We start from the raw sequence: 21297 nt of genomic DNA on the forward strand, positions 1-21297 counted from the left end.
TGGAATGATGAGTAGTATGAGACACGACGATCAATAAAAATAATTATATATTTATATACAATACATCACCTAATGTAATATATTGAGCAAGTAAAAATGACGCGGAGAAGGCACTATGCGAACGCAAGATCTTAATTTACTGATGATATTTGACGCCATTATGACAGAGGGCGCGATAACGCGTGCGGCCGATCGTCTGGCGATGACTCAGCCTGCGGTTTCCAACGCCTTGTCACGGATGCGTTCGGCGTGGGGAGATGAACTCTTTGTTAAAGATGGGCGAGGTATTCAACCCACTTCTTTTGCGAAAAACATGTGGAGCCAGATTCAGGCGCCACTAAGCCAGCTGGAAGATGCTGTCAATCCGACACAGTTCACTCCAGCGACTGCGAAACGTACCTTCCGCATTGCCGCGACCGACACCTTTGTGGATATGGTGTGGGGGCCGCTGCGCCAGATAATCGAAAGCGAAGCGCCGGGTATTAATATTTATGCTGTACCCAATCCGTCGTTAGAAAGCGATAAAATTCTTAAAGATGCCGAAGCCGAACTGGCAATTTCGAAATATTTTCACCCAGAGCATGTTATTCGTTCCGAACACATTTTAGATCCGCGGTATGTAGTGGTTATGCGCCCCGATCATCCATTGGCAAAACGCCGTTTAGCGCTTCAGGAGTTTGTTGAAGCCGAACATTTGCTGGTTTCCGTTACCGGCGATGTCACCGGACCTACAGATCAAGCATTAATGAACATCGGCATGACAAGACGGGTTGCCATGTCAGTTAATAACTTTTACAACGTGCCGTCGTTGCTCAAAAATAGCAATCTTATATGTGTAGCGCCTTCAATAGTTCTTGAAAAGGAGATATTTTCAGGTGATCTCGCGGTGTTTGAAACCCCTGTTGAAATTGCACCGACTCCTATCTCTCTGCTGTGGCACAAACGTCAGGAACACGATTTAGGTTTGCAGTGGCTGCGCAGGCACGTTGTCAGAATTGTCCATCAGCGGGTGGCCGAGCATGAAGCCATGGTAGCTCAGTGCTGCCGCAAAGGTTACTGTGCAGAAACGGTTAAACATTTCAAAGAGCAACACCAACTTGATTGTATGGAAACCAGAAAAAGCAATATGAAGGTGGTACCGGTTTCTATGTCAGTCGCTAAATAGCATAATGTGCAATGATGTATATAAGAAGCTCTGAAAAATTCAGGTATTTGGCAAGAGTAAGTTTACGATAAATCCTCACTGAAACAAAAAACGCTGCAATTGCAGCGTTTTTTATTTACAGAAGATAGGTTACTTTTTCTTCGCTTTCGGATTCGGAAGGTCGGTTATACTGCCTTCGAAAATTTCAGCCGCCAAGCCGATTGACTCGTTCAATGTTGGGTGAGCGTGAATAGTCAGTGCGACATCTTCAGCGTCAGCTCCCATTTCGATAGCCAGACCAATTTCACCCAGCATTTCGCCAGCGTTGGTGCCTACCATTGCACCACCTAAAACACGGCCGGTGTCTTTCTCGAAGATCATTTTGGTCATGCCGTCAGTGGCATCAGACGCAATTGCGCGCCCAGAAGCCGCCCAAGGGAAAGTCGCAGTTTCATAATTAACGCCTTTCTCTTTCGCTTCTTTTTCAGTTAGCCCCACCCAGGCGACTTCTGGCTCGGTATAACACACTGAAGGAATACAACGTGGATCAAAGTAATGTTTTTGCCCGGCAATCACTTCTGCAGCCACATGACCTTCATGTACCGCTTTGTGTGCAAGCATGGGCTGGCCGACCAAATCGCCAATCGCAAAAATATGATCAACATTGGTCTTCATTTGTTTATCAACATTGATGAAGCCACGCTCATCAACGTTGACGCCCGCTTTGTCAGCATCCAATACTTTACCATTCGGACGACGACCCACCGCGACTAGCACTTTGTCATAGCGTACGGGCTCTGAAGGCGCTTGTTTGCCTTCAAATGTAACGTATAAACCATCATCTTTTGCATCAACCGCAGTCACTTTGGTTTCCAGCATGATGTTGAATTTATCTTTATACGTTTTGGTAAAGACTTTCATGATGTCTTTATCAGCAGCTGGAATAAGCTGATCCAGGAATTCCACCACATCGATTTTCGCGCCCAGGGCTTCGTATACGGTGCCCATTTCAAGGCCAATGATTCCGCCACCCAGTACCAGCATTTTTTCTGGGATATCTTTCATTTCCAGCGCGCCGGTAGAATCGATAACACGATCATCTTCAGGAATGAAAGGCAGAGATACAGGCTCTGAACCCGCGGCAATGATCGCTTTTTCAAAAGTGATGGTGGTTTTCCCCTCTTTACCATCGACTTCCAGAGTATTAGCGCCGGTAAACTTACCATAGCCCTGAACATGGTTGACTTTGCGCATTTTGGACATACCAGCCAAACCTTTAGTTAACTGGCCCACTACGCTATCTTTGTACTCACGAATCTTATCTATATCAAATGAGGGTTCACCAAAAGTGACACCGTGTTTGGACAGATGACTGGCTTCTTTGATCACTTTGGCTACGTGAAGAAGGGCTTTTGAAGGAATACATCCCACATTCAAACAAACCCCACCCAGTGTATCCCTGGCATCCACAATTACGGTTTCGACCCCTAAATCGGCTGCGCGGAAAGCCGCAGAGTAGCCGCCGGGACCAGCGCCCAATACTACTAACTGAGTTTTTATTTCGCTCATCGTGACCTCAAATCTGTCCAAATTTTTGAAAATTATGCGTTATACGCTTGAATTTTAACCAGGGGCCGTTTGCCCTGTAAAGCCATGTTGGCTAAATACTTTTTCTAACTGTAAAGGGGAGGCTTCCGCTCTCCCCTTCAAAATTACCGACTACAGTAAGATATTTCTCAGGTCTTCAAGTACATCTTTAAGATGTACAGCAAACCTTGCTGCGACCGCGCCGTCAATAACCCGATGGTCGTAAGACAATGACAACGGCAACATCAATCGTGGTTCGAATTCTTTGCCGTTCCACTTCGGTTTAATATCGCTCTTCGATACACCTAAGATGGCGACATCTGGCGCATTTACAATAGGCGTAAATGCAGTACCGCCAATTCCGCCGAGACTGGAAATAGTAAAACAGCTGCCTTGCATATCTGCTGCTTTCAATTTGCCATCACGGGCTTTGACGCTGATGTCCATAAGCTCTTTAGAAAGCTCATGAATACCTTTCTGATCCACATCACGTACCACCGGCACTACCAAGCCTCCCGGCGTGTCTACCGCGATACCAATATGATAGTACTTTTTCTGAATTAATGATTCGCCAGAAGCAGAAAGCGAGGTATTGAATATTGGATACGCTTTCAATGCATCGGCAACAGCTTTCATCATAAACACCAGCGGCGTGATTTTCACACCCAGCTTGCGCTTCTCGGCAACCTGGTTCTGTTGTTTACGGAATGCTTCCATATCAGTAATGTCAGCTTCTTCGAATTGCGTAACGTGGGGAATTGTTACCCAGTTACGGTGCAGGTTCGGGCCAGAGATCTTCTGAATACGCGTCAGCGGTTTTTCTTCCACTTCACCGAACTTAGAAAAGTCTACTTTTGGCGGCGCTATTACCTGCAAACCACCTTCACCACCCGTTGCGCCAGCTGTGGCTTTCGGACGCGAAAGTTCGTGCTTAACGTAAGACTGCACGTCTTCTTTTACAATACGACCTTTACGCCCAGAACCTGACACTTCAGTAAGATCAACACCGAACTCCCGTGCCAAACGGCGAACCGAAGGCGACGCGTGAGACTTACCGGTTTTTTGTTTCTCTCCCGCTGAAGGATGATGCGGAACCGGCGGCGACTTAGGTCTGCCTTGCGACTGTGCAGCGCTTAAATCATCATGCTTTTTCGCTTCTTCCTTGGACTCTTCAGGTTTAGTTGCGGAAGGTTTTGGCGCACTGCCTTTCACCTTAAGCATCAGCACCGAAGAGCCTTTTGACACTTTATCGCCTTGCTTAAGCAGCAACTTAGTGATCACGCCCGCTTTTGGCGCAGGCACATCCATGGTGGCTTTATCAGTTTCCAGGGTAATTAAACCGTCTTCCACTTCTACCGTGTCGCCTTCAGATACCAGAATGTCGATAACATCCACATCAGAGGCATCACCGATATCCGGAACCTTAACTTCAATTTCCTCTTCTTCACCGCTACTTTCTTCAGCCGCTTGAGATACTTGCGCAGCATCTTCTTTAATGGCTGGCTTTTCAGCAGGTGTCGAACTGGATCCTGCAGCGCTACCGCTACCTGTGACTTCTAAGGTAAGAACTAACGACCCTTCGCTGACTTTATCGCCTTCTTTAACTTTCAGGCTGACAACTTTGCCCGCTTTCGGTGAAGGAACATCCATGGTGGCTTTATCAGTTTCCAGCGTAATTAAGCCATCTTCAGCTTCGACACTGTCGCCTTCTGCAACCAGAATCTCAATAACATCTACATCTGCCGCATCGCCGATATCAGGTACGGTAACTTCGATAGTTTCCGTTGTACCTGAATTACCGGAATCTTCAGATGCATTTTTATCTGCTTCTGCCGCTGAACCGGCTTCCTGTTTAGGAGCCGCTTTCTCTTCGGGTTGAGCCGCAGCCTGCTCTGCTGGTGCGTCTTCAGCTTCATCACTACCGCCAGCGGATGCCAGCTTCGCCAGTAAATCGCCCTGGCTGATTTTGTCGCCCACTTTAACGCAAAGCTCTTTTACTTTGCCGGCAAATGGAGCGGGTACATCCATACTGGCTTTGTCGCTTTCTACCGTCACCAGTGCATCTTCTGCTTCGATGTCATCGCCTTCTGCTACGCAAATTTCAATGACCTCAACTTCGTCTTCACCAAGATCTGGTACAAGTACGTCTTTAATATCTGACATGATACTGAGTCTCCCTGAACTTACGCGTAAAGTGGATTAACTTTCTCAGGATCGATATTCAGATCCTTCATCGCCTGAGACAGTGTTTTCGCATCTACGCTGCCAGCTTCGAACAATTCATACAATGCGGCATAAGTCACATGATTGGCATCAACTTCAAAGTGTCTGCGCAAATTCGCACGACTATCGGAACGACCAAAGCCGTCGGTGCCTAAGACACGATAGCAGCCTGGAATAAAGTGGCGTACCTGATCAGCATAATTTTTTATGTAATCGGTTGCTGCAATTGTCGGACCATCGTTCCCCTGCGCCAGCACTTCAGTAATAAACGGTACTTTTGCGTCTGCTTCAGGGTGCAACATATTGTAGCGGTCACAATCCATCCCTTCGCGCGCCAACTCATTGAACGAAGGCACACTGTAAACTTCAACCAGCACACCATATTCTTCGGCCAGTTTTGCAGCAGCTTCACGCACCTGAATAAGAATAGTACCTGATCCTAACAGTTTGACCTTTTTGTCACTCTTCTCATCACCTACCGTGTCGAGCAAGTAAATACCTTTAATGATGCCTTCTTTCGCACCTTCTGGCATTTCAGGCTGAATGTAGTTTTCATTCATTACGGTTAAGTAGTAGAACACGTTTTCCTGTTCTTCAAACATGCGACGCAGGCCATCCTGAACAATAACAGCCACTTCATAGCCGTAGGTCGGATCGTAGCTTATACAGTTGGGAATAAGCGCAGCCTGAGTATGACTGTGACCATCCTGGTGCTGCAAGCCTTCGCCGTTAAGCGTGGTTCTGCCTGCTGTGCCGCCCACAAGGAAACCTCGTGCCTGGCTATCACCCGCTGCCCAGGCCAAATCACCGACGCGCTGGAAGCCAAACATGGAGTAGTAAATATAAACCGGAATCATCGGCAGATCGTTAGTGCTGTACGATGTACCTGCCGCCAGCCATGACGCCATTGCGCCCAACTCATTAATACCTTCCTGCAGTACCTGTCCTTTTTTATCTTCGCGATAATAAGCGACTTGATCGGAATCCTGCGGATCGTACTTCTGACCTTGACTGGAATAAATACCGACCTGACGGAACAAGCCTTCCATACCGAAAGTGCGGGCCTCGTCCGGAATAATCGGAACCACACGCTTACCAATTTGTTTGTCTTTTAACAGAGATGTTAAAACACGGACAAACGCCATGGTGGTAGAAATTTCACGTTCACCAGAACCTTTCGTTACCGCTTCAAATGCTTTTAACGCCGGTGCAGGTAAGCTTTCTGTACTATTAGCAAGGCGACGAGGCATGAAACCGTGCAGTGCATCGCGGCGCTCACGCATATACTTCAGTTCCGGACTATCATCTTCGAACCTAAAATATGGCAAATCTTTCAGCGCTTCATCAGCAACAGGAATGCTGAAACGGTCGCGATAGGCTTTTACTGCTTCCATATCCATTTTCTTGACTTGGTGAGCAATGTTCTTACCTTCACCAGCAGCGCCCATGCCATAACCTTTTACGGTTTTCGCCAGAATAACCTGTGGGCGACCTTTGGTGTTAACGGCACGATCGTAAGCAGCGTAAACCTTAACCGGATCATGACCACCGCGGTTCAGACGCCAAATATCATCATCAGACATATTTGACACCATATCTTTCAGCTCAGGATACTTACCGAAGAAGTTTTCGCGGGTGTATGCACCGCCTTTCGCTTTATAATTCTGGTACTCGCCATCCACAGTCTCATTCATGACTTGCATCAGCTTGCCGGAGCTATCGCGCGCCAGCAACGGATCCCAATAGCGACCCCAAACAACTTTAATGGCTTCCCAGCCAGCGCCACGGAATGTGCCTTCCAGTTCCTGAATGATTTTGCCATTACCACGCACAGGCCCATCAAGACGTTGCAGGTTACAGTTAATCACAAAAGTCAGGTTGTCTAAGCCTTCTCTGGAGGCTAAGCCTATTGCGCCCAAGCTTTCTGGTTCGTCACACTCTCCATCGCCGAGAAAACACCAAACGCGCTGCTGAGAGCAGTCCTTTAACCCGCGATTGGTAAGATACTTCAGGTAGCGGGCAAGATAAATCGCCTGAATGGGGCCCAGTCCCATGGAAACGGTAGGAAACTGCCAAAAGTCCGGCATAAGTTTCGGATGCGGATAAGAAGAAAGCCCTTCGCCATCAACTTCCTGGCGGAACATATCAAGTTGCGCTTCAGACAGGCGACCTTCTAAAAAGGCTCGAGAATAAATTCCGGGCGAAACGTGGCCTTGAATAAACAAATAGTCGCCGCCGTCTTTATCATTCGGCGCACGGAAGAAATGGTTAAAGCCTACATCGTACAACATTGCAGAAGACGCAAAGCTGGAAATATGCCCACCCAGTTCCAGGTCTTTCTTCGAGCCACGCAATACCATCATCAGCGCATTCCAGCGAAGCGCGTTACGAATCTTGGCTTCCATAGTTTGATCGCCCGGCATGGTGGGCTCCTGCCCCGGCGGTATGGTATTTATGTAAGCAGTAGTTGCATCATAGGGTAAGTGGGCACCATTTCTGCGTGCTTTTTCTATTAATGATTCTAATAAGAAGTGAGCCCTTTCAATACCTTCTTCTTCTAAAACTGACTCTAACGACTCCAGCCATTCTTGTGTTTCTTGCGGATCCACATCTTGGTGCATCATTTCAGTCATGGTGCCATCCTATTTTTGCTGATATAGAAAACCATCCACAGCACCTGTTTTTAAGGTTGAGGATGGTATACCTAAATTATGTTGTACTTTCAGTGCGCTTTAATAGCTCACCTCTTTTTGCGCAGTCTGTAACCAGGTTTACGCGTTTTCTTGCGGGCTTTTCGCCTCTAAATTTCTAAGCGTCTTAAGGCGCGTTGTACTCGGCTGTCGCGCTGATTAATCGCCAGTAGGGTTTTCTCAATAAATGCCAGATGCGCATTACAGGCTTGTCTTGCCGCTTCTGGATCCCGGGCAGCTATTGCTGCCACAATCTCGGCTCGCTGGCGAGATAAATCGCCGCTTACATCATCATGTTGAGCCAACATCTCTAGATTTCGTTCAATATTTTCAACTAGCATCGCCTGCATGGTACTCATTACATGCAGCAATACCATATTGTGTGACGCCCGAGCCATAATAATATAAAAATGACCTAACGCCTCAGCCAACCCCCTTTGACTGTCGCAAGTCCCGGGATTGGGTAACTCTTCCAGCGCTTTATTAAGTGCTGCATAATCTTCAGGCTGCCCACGAAGCGCAGCATAATAGGCAGACATACCTTCCAAGGCGTGCCGAAATTCCAGTAAATCAAACTGCGTTTCCGGACGGCGGCTGATAAGCGCCATTAGCGGGTCCATCATCGCTGCATTCAAATTACGGCTGACAAATGTGCCACCGCCCTGTTTGCGCTCGACCAGACCACGGGCGTGCAAGTTGCCGATTGCTTCTCGTAACGAAGGACGGGAAACATCAAATTGCATCGCTAATTCTCGTTCAGGCGGTAATTGTTGACCTGCCAGCAAAGCGCCTTCCAGAATCAGCGATTCCAGTTGCTCTGTGATAACGTCTGACAATTTTCTACGCCCTTGCTGCATGCAAAGCCCTTTTACGCTAAAACAATGGCTAAATTGTAAACAACTTGAGAAGCCACCCTTATATTGGTAATACCATTTTACCTCTACAGTTTAGGACAGTTTATAGTTCAGGTAAATAGTTGCTAATAAAAGCAAGGTGCAAAAGCGATGAGTTGTTAACGCTGAACGTTGAATTTCTTGAATAAAATGTTAAGAAAACAGCTGGTCTGATGTGATTATGGCAGCAAATAAAAACCTTCTTTTCATTGCTGTTTGCTGTCTCACGCTATTGCGCCCATGAGAGTCAGTACAGCAGTAACAACGAGTAAAAACAGTATATTGCGCTTTATCAGACGTACCATAATCTTAGGTTCAACAGCGATATTTTGCTGACAGTTTCTCACACTCTGCTCGCTAAGAGGCTCAGCTGCCACGGCCACATTTGTTAATAACTTTCTGCTATTTACTTTAAGGTCGGTGAGGTATTGTAGCCAGATAGGAAACGCGGTTGAAAAATGTCCAACCACCAAGAAACCGAACGCAGCTACGCGTACAGGGATAAAATTAAGCACCCACAGGGTGCGCCGCACCGCTGTATTCATTCTGCCGTGCTCCGGTTGTCGTTGTTCATAAAACGATTGCGTTAGCGCATATAACAGCGCACCGGGCGCACCAAAGGCAACAAACCACAACATTACCGCCATATAGTGCTGATAATTCATCCATATCAACTGGCGGCCAAACGTTGCACCTAGCGCCGCCGGTTGTTCATGGACAGCCGTATCCAGGGGTGCGCCTTCCAGTTGCGCTGAATATAACGCACAGGCTTCAATGTCATTACGATTGGCCGCCTGCAAAAACGCTTTGTAAGTTGCTTTTAATCGTGGCTCGCCTATACAAACAACTAATATTAATGTTTGCAAAACGAAGGTTAGGAACGACCCTGGCAACAATTCGAAAATTACGGCAGCTATACATGCGGGTGCAACAACAGCAACAAACCAGCTAAGATAGCTGCTCTGCGGCGATATCCAGTGGTTACTCATCAGCTTGTGGCGATACCACAACGAATAAGTTGTTATCTGCCAGTCGGCAGATTTCTTAATATTACGCGTAATTAAAAGCGCCAGTAGCAGGCTTATTAATATCATACTCGGTTCTCGCGGTGCTCCCACAGAAGTGGGAACAGTTGTTGCCGATATCGGGGCCAGTCAAAAAATGGACCCGGGTCTGTTTTTCTGCCTGGGGCAATGTCGCTGTGCCCGACAATGCGGCCTATCGTAATGAGGGGAAAATGCGAAAGAATTTCATGACTTACCGTTGCCAGAGCCTGGTATTGAGCGTCTGTAAATGGCATGTCATCCGTACCTTCCATTTCTATGCCGATGGAGAAATCGTTACATCGCTGTCGCCCTTGAAATGAAGAAATTCCCGCATGCCATGCGCGCTGTGTAAAAGGAACAAATTGTTCTACCGTTCCATCACGGTAAATTACACAATGCGCTGACACCCGTAAATGAGCGATTTGCTGGAAAAATGGATGCTTGTTTGCATCCAGGGTACCAGTAAATAATGCAGCAATATCCGGGCCGCCGAATTGCCCTGGCGGCAGTGACATGTTATGGATAACCAATAGCGAAATAATGGCGTCCGCAGGACGTTCATCGTAAAAAGGAGAAGTTTTGCAGATTGCACCTGAGAAAAAATCGAGTCCTGACGGCATAATGATGTTGTCAATAACGAGTCTGCGCAAAGTGTGACATTAGCCACTATGATGTACAAGGTTTGCCGATAAAATATCGTATATATGCATCTGAAGGTAAACGATAAGCCGAAGGAGCAGTAAGTGAGTAGTAACAAAACGGGTGGTAGTAATGGCAGATAGTTCAGCAGGAAAGTGGATGTTTGCATTGGCCTGGTTGTGTGGCATCGGTCTTATGACAATCATTTTCACTGATTTATTGGATAAACAGGTCAATCCGAATCGAGAGCCTGAGTCTATTCGTATTAATAATCAGACAGAAGTCAGGCTAAAGCAGAATCGCGCGGGTCACTATGTCACCAGCGGAACCATTAACGGCGAACCAGTTGTGTTTCTGGTCGACACTGGCGCTACTGATGTTGCCATTCCCGCTAACATGCAGGAACATCTGGGGCTTGTCGCCGGCGTTTCAGGGCTGGCGCAAACAGCAAACGGCACCGTACGAATTGCCCGAACGCAAATTGATACGCTAACCATTGGCGATATCACTTTGCATAACGTGCGCGCTAATTTAAATCCCGGTATGGGAGATAACCATATTTTGCTGGGAATGAGCGTTTTACGCCAGTTAGAGTTTACTCAGCGTGGCGAATGGTTAATATTGCGTACTCTTTGAAGCCACCGGATTTGACAACCTATGTCTCGCCCTCATATTGATAATATTAAAGAACAGGTTTTACAAGCTCTTGCCGAAGACCTTGGTGGAACCTGCAACCCTGAAAAAGATATCACCGCCAACCTCATTCCGGCTGACAGTCTTGCCAGCGCCACCATCATTACTCGTGAAGATTGCATTGTCTGCGGCGTGGACTGGGTAACACAAGCGTTCGCTATTGTTGATCCCGCAATCAGTCTTAACTGGCAGGTAAAAGATGGTGACGCTGTAAAAGCCAATGCTACGTTAGTCACTATCTCCGGCGCGGCTCGTGGCATCCTTACCGCAGAACGCACTGCACTGAATTTTTTACAGACGTTATCAGGCACTGCTACTGTCACGGCCGCTTATGCCGCACTATTAGCCGGTAGCTCAACCAAAATTCTTGATACCCGCAAAACCTTGCCGGGTTTACGCATGGCGCAGAAATATGCAGTGACCTGTGGCGGCGGTCAGAACCATCGCATTGGTTTATTTGATGCCTTTCTTATTAAGGAAAACCACATTTACGCATGTGGTTCCATAGCCGCCGCGGTAAGTACAGCAAAGCAACAAATGCCCGGAAAGCCTGTAGAGGTGGAAGTAGAAAACCTTGAAGAGTTGCGTCAAGCCCTGGACGCCGATGCCGATATTATTATGTTAGACAATTTTACTAACGAACAGATCCAACGCGCAGTCGACATGAATAATCAGAAAAGTAAACTGGAAGTGTCGGGAAACATTACGGATGAAAGGCTGCAATCGCTGGCGAGATTGGGGGTAGATTTTATATCTTCCGGTGCATTAACTAAACATGTACAAGCTGTTGATTTATCGCTTCGTGTTGCGATGAAAGCAGAATAGAGCGACGTATATCAACTTAAAACCGGGTAGTGAACGCTAACTTTTTAACTGATAAACAGGCTTCACTCACCTTCTTCAGACTCTGCAAATCCTACACATAAGTATAATTCCCGATACTTGTCAGTTGACGTTCTCTATCTATACTGAGAATCAAGTACCGGGGCCGTTGTTAAGGACGACTCAGGTATAAACGTCACTTTGAATTTACTTAATTTTAAAATAACGTGTTATACACGTCCCGGAGAAAACCATGAAACAAGTACAAGCTTCTAACCAAAAGGGCTTTACACTAATTGAACTGATGATCGTTGTTGCTATCATCGGTATTCTTGCTGCTATCGCACTGCCAGCTTATCAGAACTATACTAAGAAAGCGCGATTTTCAGAGGTGATGATGGCGACGCAAAACTTTAAGACTGCTATTGAAGTTTGTTATCAAACTGAAAGCGATATTACAGAATGTACTGCAGGCGAAAATGGCGTTCCTAATAATATCACTGCTGGTAACGGTAAAGGTTTAGTTGACTCTGTTATTTGGACAGAAACAGGAACCAACCCTACGCTTGTCTCCACTGCAGCAACTAGTAATGGCCTAAGCGGGGAAGCTTATACATTAACAGCAACTGTAGAAGATAATGGCCAGCTGACTTGGGCTGAAACTTGTTCAGACGCAGCTTTATGTTAAAAGTTTTAGGTAATTCCTAATCCAAAGCCCAGTTTCCGCTGGGCTTTGTTGTCTCTACACTTTATAAGCAACACCATCACAAACAATTCCGGAAAAGGCTATGGCGAAAGCAGCAACGACATTTACCTGGCAAGGTAAAGATAAGCAAGGCAGCAACCGTAAAGGTGAAATTTCTGCGACTTCGTTGTCTGAGGCGAAAAACCTGTTGCGTCGGCAGGGCATTTCCGCACAAAAGGTAAGAAAGCTAGCTACGCCTTTATTCGGGCGCGGCGGTAAAAAAATTACTGCCGCCGACATCTCCGTAGTCTCCCGTCAAATTGCCACTATGCTAAGCGCGGGGGTCACCCTGATTCAATCGTTGGATATGATAGCTCAGGGTCACGGCAAACCGTCGATGCGCAAATTATTGGGTGAGATTACCAACGAAGTCAGGGCCGGCACGCCGTTGTCTACAGCGCTGCGCAAACATCCGGACTATTTCGACGATCTGTATTGCGACTTGGTGCACACTGGCGAACAATCTGGTGCGCTCGAAACTATCTACGACCGTATCGCTACCTATAAAGAAAAAGCCGAAGCGCTGAAATCAAAAATCAAAAAGGCGATGTTCTACCCTATTGCGGTGGTGGTGGTGGCATTTATTGTTACCACCATACTCTTAGTATTTGTGGTACCTCAGTTTGAAGAAATATTCAGTAGCTTTGGTGCTGAACTGCCCGCCTTCACACAGTTTGTATTAGGAATTTCCCGGTTTGTGCAAGACTACGGAATTTTTATTGGTATGGGCATCGCTGGCGCTATTTTTCTGTTTTTCCGCACCCACAAGAAATCGCTTAAATTCAGAGACAAGATGGATAAGCTTTCGCTAAAAATTCCGGTAATTGGCAATATACTAAAAAAAGCCAGTATTGCGCGCTTTACCCGTACCCTTGCTACCACTTTTGCTGCGGGCGTACCCCTTATTGGCGCGCTGGATTCAGCCGCTGGCGCATCGGGAAACGCGGTTTATCGTGATGCCATTCTCTATGTAAAAAAGGAAGTCGCCGGCGGGCTACAGATGAATACTGCAATGCGGGCTACCAATGTGTTCCCTGACATGGTGACGCAGATGGTAGCAATTGGCGAGGAATCAGGCGCGGTAGATGAAATGCTAAGTAAAATAGCCACCATTTACGAAGCCGAAGTGGATGATATGGTTGACGGCCTCACCAGCTTACTGGAACCCATGATAATGGCGGTGCTGGGGGTAGTCATCGGCGGGTTGATTATAGCTATGTACTTACCCATCTTCCAGATGGGAAATGTGGTGTAACTCGTTTACCCGCAAAACCCTACATGCCAATTGTGATAATAAGAATATTCTGGCAGTCTTGCCGCTGTCATAGAGGATAGCAAAGAGAAAATGGAAACATTCTTCCAACTTAGTTCACACAGCCCCCTGTTTTTCCTCGGGACCGTATTCATTGTTAGTTTGATGGTAGGCAGCTTTTTAAATGTCGTGATATATCGGCTGCCTATTATGATGGAGAAAAGCTGGCAACGAGAATACAACGCATATTTTCAACCGAGAAATTCCGAGCCAGGCAATCATAATGCCCGTGACTTTGCGGTTCCAGCGGCAGATTCGTCTAATACCGATACCGCTGCGTTTAACCTGGTCAAGCCAGACAGCACCTGCCCCCACTGTGGACACAAAATTCGGCCGTGGGAAAATATTCCCCTGCTAAGTTACCTGTTTTTGCGCGGCAAGTGCGCAAACTGCGGCACCGGCATTTCCTTACGTTATCCGCTGGTCGAGCTATTTACCGGGCTAGTATGTACCTTTACCGCCTGGCATTTCGGCCCCTCAAGCCAGGCGCTGTGGGCTGTACTTTTTGTTTATATTCTAGTGGCTTTGCTGTTTATCGACTTAGATAAAATGCTGTTACCTGACCAGCTCACGCTACCATTGCTGTGGCTGGGGTTATTACTTTCTACTCAACACGTATTTGTTGGGCCGGTGGATGCAATTATTGGTGCAGCGGCGGGCTATCTGAGTTTATGGTCGGTGTACTGGCTGTTTAAATTGGCAACCGGTAAGGAAGGCATGGGTTACGGCGATTTTAAGCTGCTCGCCGCCCTTGGCGCATTTACCGGCTGGCAGGGTTTACCGGTAATTATTCTGTTGTCTTCATTTGTCGGTGCCATCGCTGGACTTGCGATCATGCTAGTGCAGCAAAAAGGGCGTTCGTTAGCGATACCCTTTGGCCCTTATCTGGCCGTTGCCGGTTTCCTTACTTTACTTTATAAACACGATATCATTGCGGCATATTTAAACTGGGCGTTTGGTTAATGTCGACTATTTCACCTTCTCATAAATTTGTTGTTGGCTTAACCGGTGGTATTGGCAGCGGCAAGACAGCGGTCAGCGACGGCTTTTTAGCGCTTGGCGTTGATGTTATTGATGCTGATATTGTCGCCCGTCAAGTTGTTGAGCCTGGCTCTTCTGCTCTTAAAAGTATTGCGGCAAATTTTGGCAGCGAAATTTTACTTTCTGATGGCGCACTTAACCGTGCGGCTTTGCGACAAACAGTATTTAGCAATGAGAAACATAAAAAATGGCTTAACGCATTGCTTCATCCGGTTATCAGGGAAAAGATGCTTGCTGACATTGCGACTACTACCAGCGCCTACTGCATTCTCGCGGTTCCCTTACTGCTGGAAAATAAACTCAACACCATTACCAATCGGGTGCTGGTGGTAGATTGCCCTGCAGATCTTCAGTTACAGCGAGCGTTAGCAAGAGACGGCAGTGATGAAACCACAATAAAAAATATCATGGCGTCACAAATAAGCAGGAATGCCCGACTTGCAGCGGCTGATGACATAATTGACAATAGCGGCGATTTTTCTGCCTTACCGGCCCAAATTGCAGCGCTTCATCAACAATATCTGGAGCTCTGTCACGGTGCTAATCCCACTTCATAGCGGAAATAATTCACCTATTTTTATCCTACGGCTTACGGGGTGTTGCTAAGAAGCCATACTAATCCCTTTCAATTGGCAGCAACGCAGAGCATTAGTCGCTGGGGCCTTCCCTTTGGGCTAAATAGCTGTTCGTAAATGTGCTACACATGAAAAGGCAAAACAAGGATATCATTCAGAACCGTCCGCAGGCACTGTGCAGCAGGCGCTGTGCAGCAGGCGCTGTGCAAACAGCATGGATGCTGCGGCTGAGCGCCCAGGAAGGTTTTACAGCGTGTTCAGAATAGTGTCCTCGTTATGACTCATACTTCGGAACAGTTCTTTAGTCTGAAAGTTCTTTTCTCTGCGTAGCTTGAACTGGAAAGAGCTCCCTCTCTTCGAGTGATCAATTATCACTGCGAATTGGTATAAGTCAGCTTCTACTTGAAATTTTTATGGTTTTGCGTTGTAGTGCGTACAATTACAACTATAAGGAAATCCATGTCTGAGGCCGTTTTCGAGTTTCCATTAAAAGAAAAGGTGAGAAACTACCTGCGTATTGAACAACTGCTTGTTCAACTGAAAACCGGTGCCTGTGTTCAAACTGCTCCGCTGCACATGTATTTCTTTGACCAGTTGTTTACTTTATTAGATCTGCTTGACCGCTTGGATCTGCGCACCGATATTTTAAAAGATCTGGATACCCATGAACGCAGTCTGGTGTATTGGTCGCAACACCCTAATATTAACAGTGCTGCGTTAGAGCAGGCGTTGCAAAATATTCTGCGCTTGCGAACAAAATTGAAAAATGGCAAAAAATTTGGCAGCGACCTCAAAGACGATAAGTTTTTAGGTAGCATCCGCCAGCGCTTTGCGATCCCTGGTGGCGCTTGTAGCTTCGATTTACCTAATTTACATTTCTGGTTACATCAACCGCTTGCTGAACGACAGAAAGCAATTGATAACTGGTTAGCCTCGCTGGCGGTGCTTGAAGAGGCCATTTCGATAAGCCTGGCATTTTTGCGAGAGCGCGGCACCTTTCAGAAGCAGACGGCGCAAAACGGGTTCTACCAAGGCGTTGCCGAAGATAAAAACGAACTTATCCGTGTCCGGTGCCAGATAGACACGGGACAGTACCCGAATCTCAGTGGTAATAAATACCGTTATGCAATCCGCTTTATGTGGTTTGATACCCAACAGCCGCAGAATGGATCTGTTGATACTGATGTAACATTTTCGCTGGCAGCTTGCTAAACTATATAAACCTATTACTCCCTGTTCAACGGTTTGGCCTGCAAAGGCTTTGCCTGTTTATTAACCCCAAGGTAAGTCATGAAAGTCAAATGTCCAATCTGTAGTAAGGACGTCGTCTGGTCTGCAGATAGTCCTTTTCGCCCTTTCTGCTCTAAGCAGTGTCAGTTAATCGATTTAGGTGAATGGGCGAGCGAAGAAAGAAGCATTCCCAGCAAAAGCCCGACGCCGGAGAGTCAGGCTGATGTTCCTGATATCGAAGAAATTGAAGCTATGCTGAGCCAGCAACCGGATGAGTTCTTCAAGCATTAAGAACATCGACATCTACTTTTAGTAGCAGATAGTTAGCCACGTAAGGATGCTGGTGCAAAAATCAACGCGCCATGAATGTTGTGCGGATCTAAATTTTTTCGGGATATATTTGTATGATTAACTCAGTTGCGATAGTGGGTGGCACCCACGGAAACGAAACCAGCGGCATTCAGTTGGTAAGAAATTGGATGCAAAACGGCATCCCGTCAGCATTTTCTTCACTTAATATTCGCTGTTTTTTTGCTAACCATGCGGCGATGCAAGCCAATGTTCGATTTTTAGATGAAGATTTAAACCGCCAGTTTTTGCCAGAGCGCTTGAACAGCGATAGTGACGCAAAAGAAGCAATTCTCGCTAAGAAAATAAATCAGGAGCTTGGTCCAAAGGGAGAATCCAATACCGACTTGGTGATTGATATTCACAATACCACCAGCCATATGGGCGCAACGCTAATTATTCTGGCTACCGACGACTTTCATATTCAAATGGCGCGGTACGTAAAGCAACATATGCCGGAAGCGAACATTTTAGTGGAAGACGAAAAACCTGTGCCCGAGCATCCCTACTTATGTACCATTGGCCGCCGCGGCGTGATGGTAGAAGTGGGTGCCCAGCCTCAGGGCGTGCTGCGTGAAGATGTGTACCAACTTACTCAGACACTAACAGAAACCCTGCTTGCTTTTTGTCAGGCTTATAATGACGGCAAAACACAAAATCTGCCGGAGTGTGAAGCGTTTCGTTTAGGGGTAAATATTGATTTTCCCATGAACGAAGACGGTGAGCGTAAAGCAATGATCCACCATCAGCTTCAGGATGCTGACTTTGTGCCTTTGCTGCCTGGCCAGCCAATTTTCCGCTGTTTTGATGGAACGGATATTACCTGGCAGGGAGAAGATGTTACCTATCCGCATTTTATTAATGAAGCGGCTTATCACAAGTTGCATGTAGCCTTTGCTACTGCGTCGTTAGTTACGCTTTAAATCGGAGTGATCAATGTGTCTTCTCTGCATTCTCAAAGGGATGTAGCTTATCAACTACGGCTTGGGCAACCCGCAGTCAGAGCACCTGAAATGATAAGAATAGGTTGAAATAAAATATTATAGGGACCGAGAAAATTTCAAAGGGAGCAGCGTATTCTGCTCCCTTCGAAATGTATTGTTAGCAGCTGTGCTGTAGCCGTTCAATGATGGCTATGTTTGCGGCGGGATAATCCTGAGGGTTCAGCGTGGCGATGCTATCCCACTTTCCCTGCTGTCCTTCTTTTCCATAAGGTTCACCGCTAAAGTCGGTAACGGTGTGAATATCCAACCTGACCTTTTTATCACCATAGTCATGTTCAATAACCATTAGCGGCATGCTGCTGTTAACCTCTATTCCTATTTCTTCATAGAGTTCTCTGGCGAGGGCTTGTTCAGTGGTTTCTCCACCTTCAATCTTTCCCCCTGGAAATTCCCATTTCCCCCCTTGATGCACATTGGTTGGCCGGCGGCAAACAAACACATTGTCGCCGCTGGTCGGGGACGCTTTTAATATAATCCCCACCGCAACATTCACCACTTTCACTACGATAATTTACCGTGGCACTGTTTATATTTCTTACCCGAGCCGCATGGACAAGGATCGTTGCGGCCCACTTTAGGCCCTTCACGCATAGCGGTTTGGGCGCTTGAGCTGGAGGCTTCGGGCTTCGCCGACTGCGTCGCCGGAGACTGCTCGTGCTCGAACTGCTTAGGCAATTCATCTGCCTGCCGACGTTGCTCTTCTACTTTTTCAACATCTGACTCAGCGCGAACCTGCACACGACTTAAAACGGTAATCACTTCCACTTTCAGCGCTTCCAGCATTTGCGAGAACAGCTCGAAAGACTCGCGCTTATATTCCTGTTTCGGATTCTTTTGTGCATAACCTCGTAGATGTATCCCTTGGCGAAGATGATCCATAGCCGCTAAATGTTCTTTCCAGTGACTGTCCAGATTCTGCAACATGACAGCTTTTTCGAACTGACGGAGTACCTCCGCGCCCACGATTTCTTCCTTCTTCTTGTAGGCTTTTTCTACTTCTTCAGCAATGCGCTCACGCAACTTTTCTTCGTACAGCTTGTCATCTTCGTCCAGCCAGGATTGCACTGGCAAATCTACTGCGAAGTCGCCTTTCAGACGTTGTTCAAGGCCTGGAATATCCCACATTTCTTCCAGCGACTGAGGCGGTATGTATTCATCAACCACACTGGAAACCACGTCAGCACGGATCACCTCAATAGTTTCGCTAATATCGCCTTCATCCAGTAATTCGTTGCGCTGCTCATAAATTACCTTACGCTGATCATTCGCCACGTCGTCATATTCAAGCAACTGCTTACGCATATCGAAGTTACGGCCTTCAACCTTGCGTTGTGCGTTTTCGATAGCACGCGTTACCCAAGGATGCTCGATGGCTTCACCATGCTCCATTCCGAGACGCTTCATCATGCTCGCCATTTTTTCGGATGCAAAAATGCGCATAAGGGCATCATCAAGAGACAAATAGAACCGGCTGGAACCTGGATCGCCCTGGCGTCCGGCACGGCCTCGTAGCTGGTTGTCAATGCGACGGGATTCGTGGCGTTCTGTACCGATAATATGCAAACCGCCAGCTTCAATCACTTTATCGTGGTTTTCTTTCCACTGCGCTTTCAGTTTCGCGACCTGATCAGGCGTGAGACTTTCCACATCTGCCACACCAGCCTGCCAATTACCACCTAATACAATATCGGTTCCCCGACCCGCCATATTAGTGGCAATAGTCACAGACCCGCTTTTACCAGCTTGGGCAATGATATCTGCTTCCTGAGCATGAAACTTAGCATTCAACACTTTATGAGGAACTTTGGATTTCTTCAGGACGTTTGAAAGCAGTTCGGAGTTTTCGATAGAAACCGTCCCCACAAGCACTGGCTGACCACGCTTAACGCAAGCTTTAATATCTTCAACAATAGCTTCGTATTTTTCCGCAGCGGTCATATAAATTAAATCTGCCATGTCCTTACGTTGCATAGGACGATTGGTAGGAATGACGACCGTTTCTAAACCGTAAATATGATTAAATTCGAACGCTTCTGTATCAGCAGTACCCGTCATACCCGATAAAGTGGTGTATAAGCGGAAATAATTCTGGAAGGTAATTGATGCTAAGGTTTGGTTTTCATTTTGTATTTTTACACCTTCTTTGGCTTCAACTGCTTGGTGCAGACCTTCTGACCAGCGACGACCTTCCATCGTGCGGCCCGTGTGTTCGTCAACGATGACAATTTGATCGTCTTTTACGATGTAGTCGACATCTTTAGAAAACAGTTTGTGCGCTCGCAGGGCTGCATTGATGTGATGTAACAATGAGATATTGCCGGCTGCGAACAAGGATTCGCCTTCGGGCAATATGCCTTCTTTGTGCAACACTTCTTCAACGTGAATCTGACCATGTTCGGTCAAATGAATCTGGCGGGATTTTTCATCAACGGTATAGTCTCCGTCGCCATGCGCGCCTTCTTCATCTTCTTTTTCCTGCTGAACTAACTCAGGAATAACCGAATTGATCCGACGGTACAATTCTGAACTGTCTTCCGCCGCACCAGAAATAATAAGTGGTGTCCGTGCTTCGTCAATCAGAATGGAATCGACTTCATCGACTACCGCAAAATTGAGTTCCCGTTGCACTCGATCCTGAGGACTAAACGCCATATTATCGCGCAGATAATCAAAACCGAATTCGTTATTGGTGCCGTAGGTAATATCTGAATTATAAGCCTTACGTTTTTGCTCCGGTGATATACCCGGCACATTACAGCCTACTGTCATTCCAAGATATTCAAAAAGCTCCCGGCTCCATTCCGCGTCCCGCTTCGCCAAATAATCATTGACGGTAATGACATGCACACCCTTCCCTGATAACGCGTTCAGATAGGACGGCAAAGTAGAGGTAAGAGTTTTACCTTCACCGGTACGCATTTCGGCAATTTTACCCTGATGCAGAACTTGCCCACCGAGCAACTGCACATCGAAGTGACGCATGCCGTATACACGTTTACTGGCTTCACGCACAGTAGCGAACGCTTCAACTAAAATATCATCAAGAGTTGCGCCTTCTGCCAACTTAGCTTTCAACTCTGCAGTTTTACCTTTAAGTTGTTCGTCGCTGAGCGCTTCGTAATCCTTTTCCAGCGCATTGATGGCATCTACGGATTTTTGTAATTTTTTTAATAGTCGGTCATTTCGGCTACCGAAAACTTTTCTCACGATGCTTGAAAACATTTGGTTGATTATTCCACTACTTGTCGAGACGCCAGGAGCTTAAGCTGCCTCGTCGATTTTTAAAAAATGACACACTACGCATT

Annotated in this window: 18 protein-coding genes; 10 read left to right on the forward strand and 8 right to left on the reverse strand. The window is 46.7% G+C overall.

Annotated elements, in window-relative coordinates; all coding sequences use genetic code 11:
• Nucleotides 1-115 precede the first annotated feature (115 nt).
• Nucleotides 116-1165 (forward strand): LysR family transcriptional regulator, encoded by a 1050-nt coding sequence (locus CA267_RS03990; protein WP_075608687.1) that lies wholly within the window; start codon nt 116-118, stop codon nt 1163-1165.
• A 129-nt stretch (nt 1166-1294) separates the two neighbouring features.
• On the opposite strand, the gene lpdA is transcribed toward CA267_RS03990, so the two are convergent.
• The 6 genes from lpdA to ampD form a co-directional block, all read right to left on the reverse strand.
• On the reverse strand, nt 1295-2713 hold the full coding sequence (gene lpdA, locus CA267_RS03995; protein ID WP_075608686.1) for a dihydrolipoyl dehydrogenase: 1419 nt from the start codon (nt 2711-2713) through the stop codon (nt 1295-1297).
• Between the two features lie 150 nt (nt 2714-2863).
• Nucleotides 2864-4894 (reverse strand): dihydrolipoyllysine-residue acetyltransferase, encoded by a 2031-nt coding sequence (gene aceF / locus CA267_RS04000; RefSeq protein ID WP_075608685.1) that lies wholly within the window; start codon nt 4892-4894, stop codon nt 2864-2866.
• 20 nt (nt 4895-4914) lie between these two features.
• Nucleotides 4915-7587, reverse strand: a complete 2673-nt coding sequence (aceE, locus tag CA267_RS04005) for a pyruvate dehydrogenase (acetyl-transferring), homodimeric type (RefSeq protein WP_075608684.1) — start codon at nt 7585-7587, stop codon at nt 4915-4917.
• 167 nt (nt 7588-7754) lie between these two features.
• Entirely contained in the window at nt 7755-8501 is a 747-nt protein-coding gene (locus CA267_RS04010) for a GntR family transcriptional regulator (protein ID WP_075608683.1), read from the reverse strand.
• Nucleotides 8502-8761: 260 nt separating this feature from the next.
• Nucleotides 8762-9631, reverse strand: coding sequence for a beta-lactamase regulator AmpE (gene ampE, locus CA267_RS04015; RefSeq protein WP_075608682.1), 870 nt, complete (start codon nt 9629-9631; stop codon nt 8762-8764).
• On the reverse strand, nt 9628-10203 hold the full coding sequence (ampD, locus tag CA267_RS04020; RefSeq protein ID WP_075608681.1) for a 1,6-anhydro-N-acetylmuramyl-L-alanine amidase AmpD: 576 nt from the start codon (nt 10201-10203) through the stop codon (nt 9628-9630). Before ampD ends, ampE begins: the two co-directional genes overlap by 4 nt.
• A 151-nt stretch (nt 10204-10354) precedes the next feature.
• Here ampD and CA267_RS04025 point away from each other — a divergent pair, with 151 nt between their 5' ends.
• From CA267_RS04025 to CA267_RS04065, 9 genes are all read left to right on the forward strand, one after another.
• Complete coding sequence (locus CA267_RS04025) at nt 10355-10858, forward strand: retropepsin-like aspartic protease family protein (protein WP_075608680.1); 504 nt, start codon at nt 10355-10357, stop codon at nt 10856-10858.
• A 21-nt stretch (nt 10859-10879) separates the two neighbouring features.
• Nucleotides 10880-11740, forward strand: coding sequence for a carboxylating nicotinate-nucleotide diphosphorylase (gene nadC / locus CA267_RS04030; RefSeq protein ID WP_075608679.1), 861 nt, complete (start codon nt 10880-10882; stop codon nt 11738-11740).
• A 250-nt stretch (nt 11741-11990) separates the two neighbouring features.
• Entirely contained in the window at nt 11991-12425 is a 435-nt protein-coding gene (locus tag CA267_RS04035) for a pilin (RefSeq protein ID WP_075608678.1), read from the forward strand.
• Between the two features lie 100 nt (nt 12426-12525).
• Nucleotides 12526-13737: a type II secretion system F family protein gene (locus CA267_RS04040; protein WP_075608677.1), complete on the forward strand. Its 1212-nt coding sequence runs from the start codon at nt 12526-12528 to the stop codon at nt 13735-13737.
• Between the two features lie 90 nt (nt 13738-13827).
• A complete protein-coding gene (locus CA267_RS04045; RefSeq protein WP_075608676.1) occupies nt 13828-14757 on the forward strand; it encodes a prepilin peptidase in 930 nt (309 codons plus the stop codon).
• Entirely contained in the window at nt 14757-15392 is a 636-nt protein-coding gene (gene coaE, locus CA267_RS04050) for a dephospho-CoA kinase (protein ID WP_075608675.1), read from the forward strand. Before CA267_RS04045 ends, coaE begins: the two co-directional genes overlap by 1 nt.
• A 477-nt stretch (nt 15393-15869) precedes the next feature.
• On the forward strand, nt 15870-16622 hold the full coding sequence (gene zapD, locus CA267_RS04055) for a cell division protein ZapD (RefSeq protein WP_075608674.1): 753 nt from the start codon (nt 15870-15872) through the stop codon (nt 16620-16622).
• 78 nt (nt 16623-16700) lie between these two features.
• Complete coding sequence (gene yacG, locus CA267_RS04060; RefSeq protein ID WP_075608673.1) at nt 16701-16931, forward strand: DNA gyrase inhibitor YacG; 231 nt, start codon at nt 16701-16703, stop codon at nt 16929-16931.
• 113 nt (nt 16932-17044) lie between these two features.
• Nucleotides 17045-17911, forward strand: a complete 867-nt coding sequence (locus CA267_RS04065; RefSeq protein WP_075608672.1) for an aspartoacylase — start codon at nt 17045-17047, stop codon at nt 17909-17911.
• Nucleotides 17912-18089: 178 nt separating this feature from the next.
• Here the strand turns inward: CA267_RS04065 and mutT are convergent, their stop codons facing one another.
• Nucleotides 18090-18494: an 8-oxo-dGTP diphosphatase MutT gene (mutT, locus tag CA267_RS04070; protein WP_075608671.1), complete on the reverse strand. Its 405-nt coding sequence runs from the start codon at nt 18492-18494 to the stop codon at nt 18090-18092.
• Nucleotides 18494-21214 carry a preprotein translocase subunit SecA gene (gene secA / locus CA267_RS04075; RefSeq protein WP_075608670.1) on the reverse strand — a complete coding sequence of 907 codons (2721 nt, stop codon included), beginning with the start codon at nt 21212-21214 and terminating at the stop codon, nt 18494-18496. The genes mutT and secA overlap by 1 nt, the downstream gene beginning before the upstream one ends.
• Nucleotides 21215-21297: the final 83 nt, after the last annotated feature.

It is taken from the genome of Alteromonas pelagimontana (assembly GCF_002499975.2).
Lineage (GTDB): Bacteria > Pseudomonadota > Gammaproteobacteria > Enterobacterales > Alteromonadaceae > Alteromonas > Alteromonas pelagimontana.

What these genes read in the sequence shown, in the direction of transcription:
- CA267_RS03990 (WP_075608687.1), top strand. Translation starts at nt 116, where the DNA reads ATGCGAACGCAAGATCTTAATTTACTGATGATATTTGACGCCATTATG.
- lpdA (WP_075608686.1), bottom strand. Translation starts at nt 2,713, where the DNA reads ATGAGCGAAATAAAAACTCAGTTAGTAGTATTGGGCGCTGGTCCCGGC.
- aceF (WP_075608685.1), bottom strand. Translation starts at nt 4,894, where the DNA reads ATGTCAGATATTAAAGACGTACTTGTACCAGATCTTGGTGAAGACGAA.
- aceE (WP_075608684.1), bottom strand. Translation starts at nt 7,587, where the DNA reads ATGACTGAAATGATGCACCAAGATGTGGATCCGCAAGAAACACAAGAA.
- CA267_RS04010 (WP_075608683.1), bottom strand. Translation starts at nt 8,501, where the DNA reads ATGCAGCAAGGGCGTAGAAAATTGTCAGACGTTATCACAGAGCAACTG.
- ampE (WP_075608682.1), bottom strand. Translation starts at nt 9,631, where the DNA reads ATGATATTAATAAGCCTGCTACTGGCGCTTTTAATTACGCGTAATATT.
- ampD (WP_075608681.1), bottom strand. Translation starts at nt 10,203, where the DNA reads ATGCCGTCAGGACTCGATTTTTTCTCAGGTGCAATCTGCAAAACTTCT.
- CA267_RS04025 (WP_075608680.1), top strand. Translation starts at nt 10,355, where the DNA reads ATGGCAGATAGTTCAGCAGGAAAGTGGATGTTTGCATTGGCCTGGTTG.
- nadC (WP_075608679.1), top strand. Translation starts at nt 10,880, where the DNA reads ATGTCTCGCCCTCATATTGATAATATTAAAGAACAGGTTTTACAAGCT.
- CA267_RS04035 (WP_075608678.1), top strand. Translation starts at nt 11,991, where the DNA reads ATGAAACAAGTACAAGCTTCTAACCAAAAGGGCTTTACACTAATTGAA.
- CA267_RS04040 (WP_075608677.1), top strand. Translation starts at nt 12,526, where the DNA reads ATGGCGAAAGCAGCAACGACATTTACCTGGCAAGGTAAAGATAAGCAA.
- CA267_RS04045 (WP_075608676.1), top strand. Translation starts at nt 13,828, where the DNA reads ATGGAAACATTCTTCCAACTTAGTTCACACAGCCCCCTGTTTTTCCTC.
- coaE (WP_075608675.1), top strand. Translation starts at nt 14,757, where the DNA reads ATGTCGACTATTTCACCTTCTCATAAATTTGTTGTTGGCTTAACCGGT.
- zapD (WP_075608674.1), top strand. Translation starts at nt 15,870, where the DNA reads ATGTCTGAGGCCGTTTTCGAGTTTCCATTAAAAGAAAAGGTGAGAAAC.
- yacG (WP_075608673.1), top strand. Translation starts at nt 16,701, where the DNA reads ATGAAAGTCAAATGTCCAATCTGTAGTAAGGACGTCGTCTGGTCTGCA.
- CA267_RS04065 (WP_075608672.1), top strand. Translation starts at nt 17,045, where the DNA reads ATGATTAACTCAGTTGCGATAGTGGGTGGCACCCACGGAAACGAAACC.
- secA (WP_075608670.1), bottom strand. Translation starts at nt 21,214, where the DNA reads ATGTTTTCAAGCATCGTGAGAAAAGTTTTCGGTAGCCGAAATGACCGA.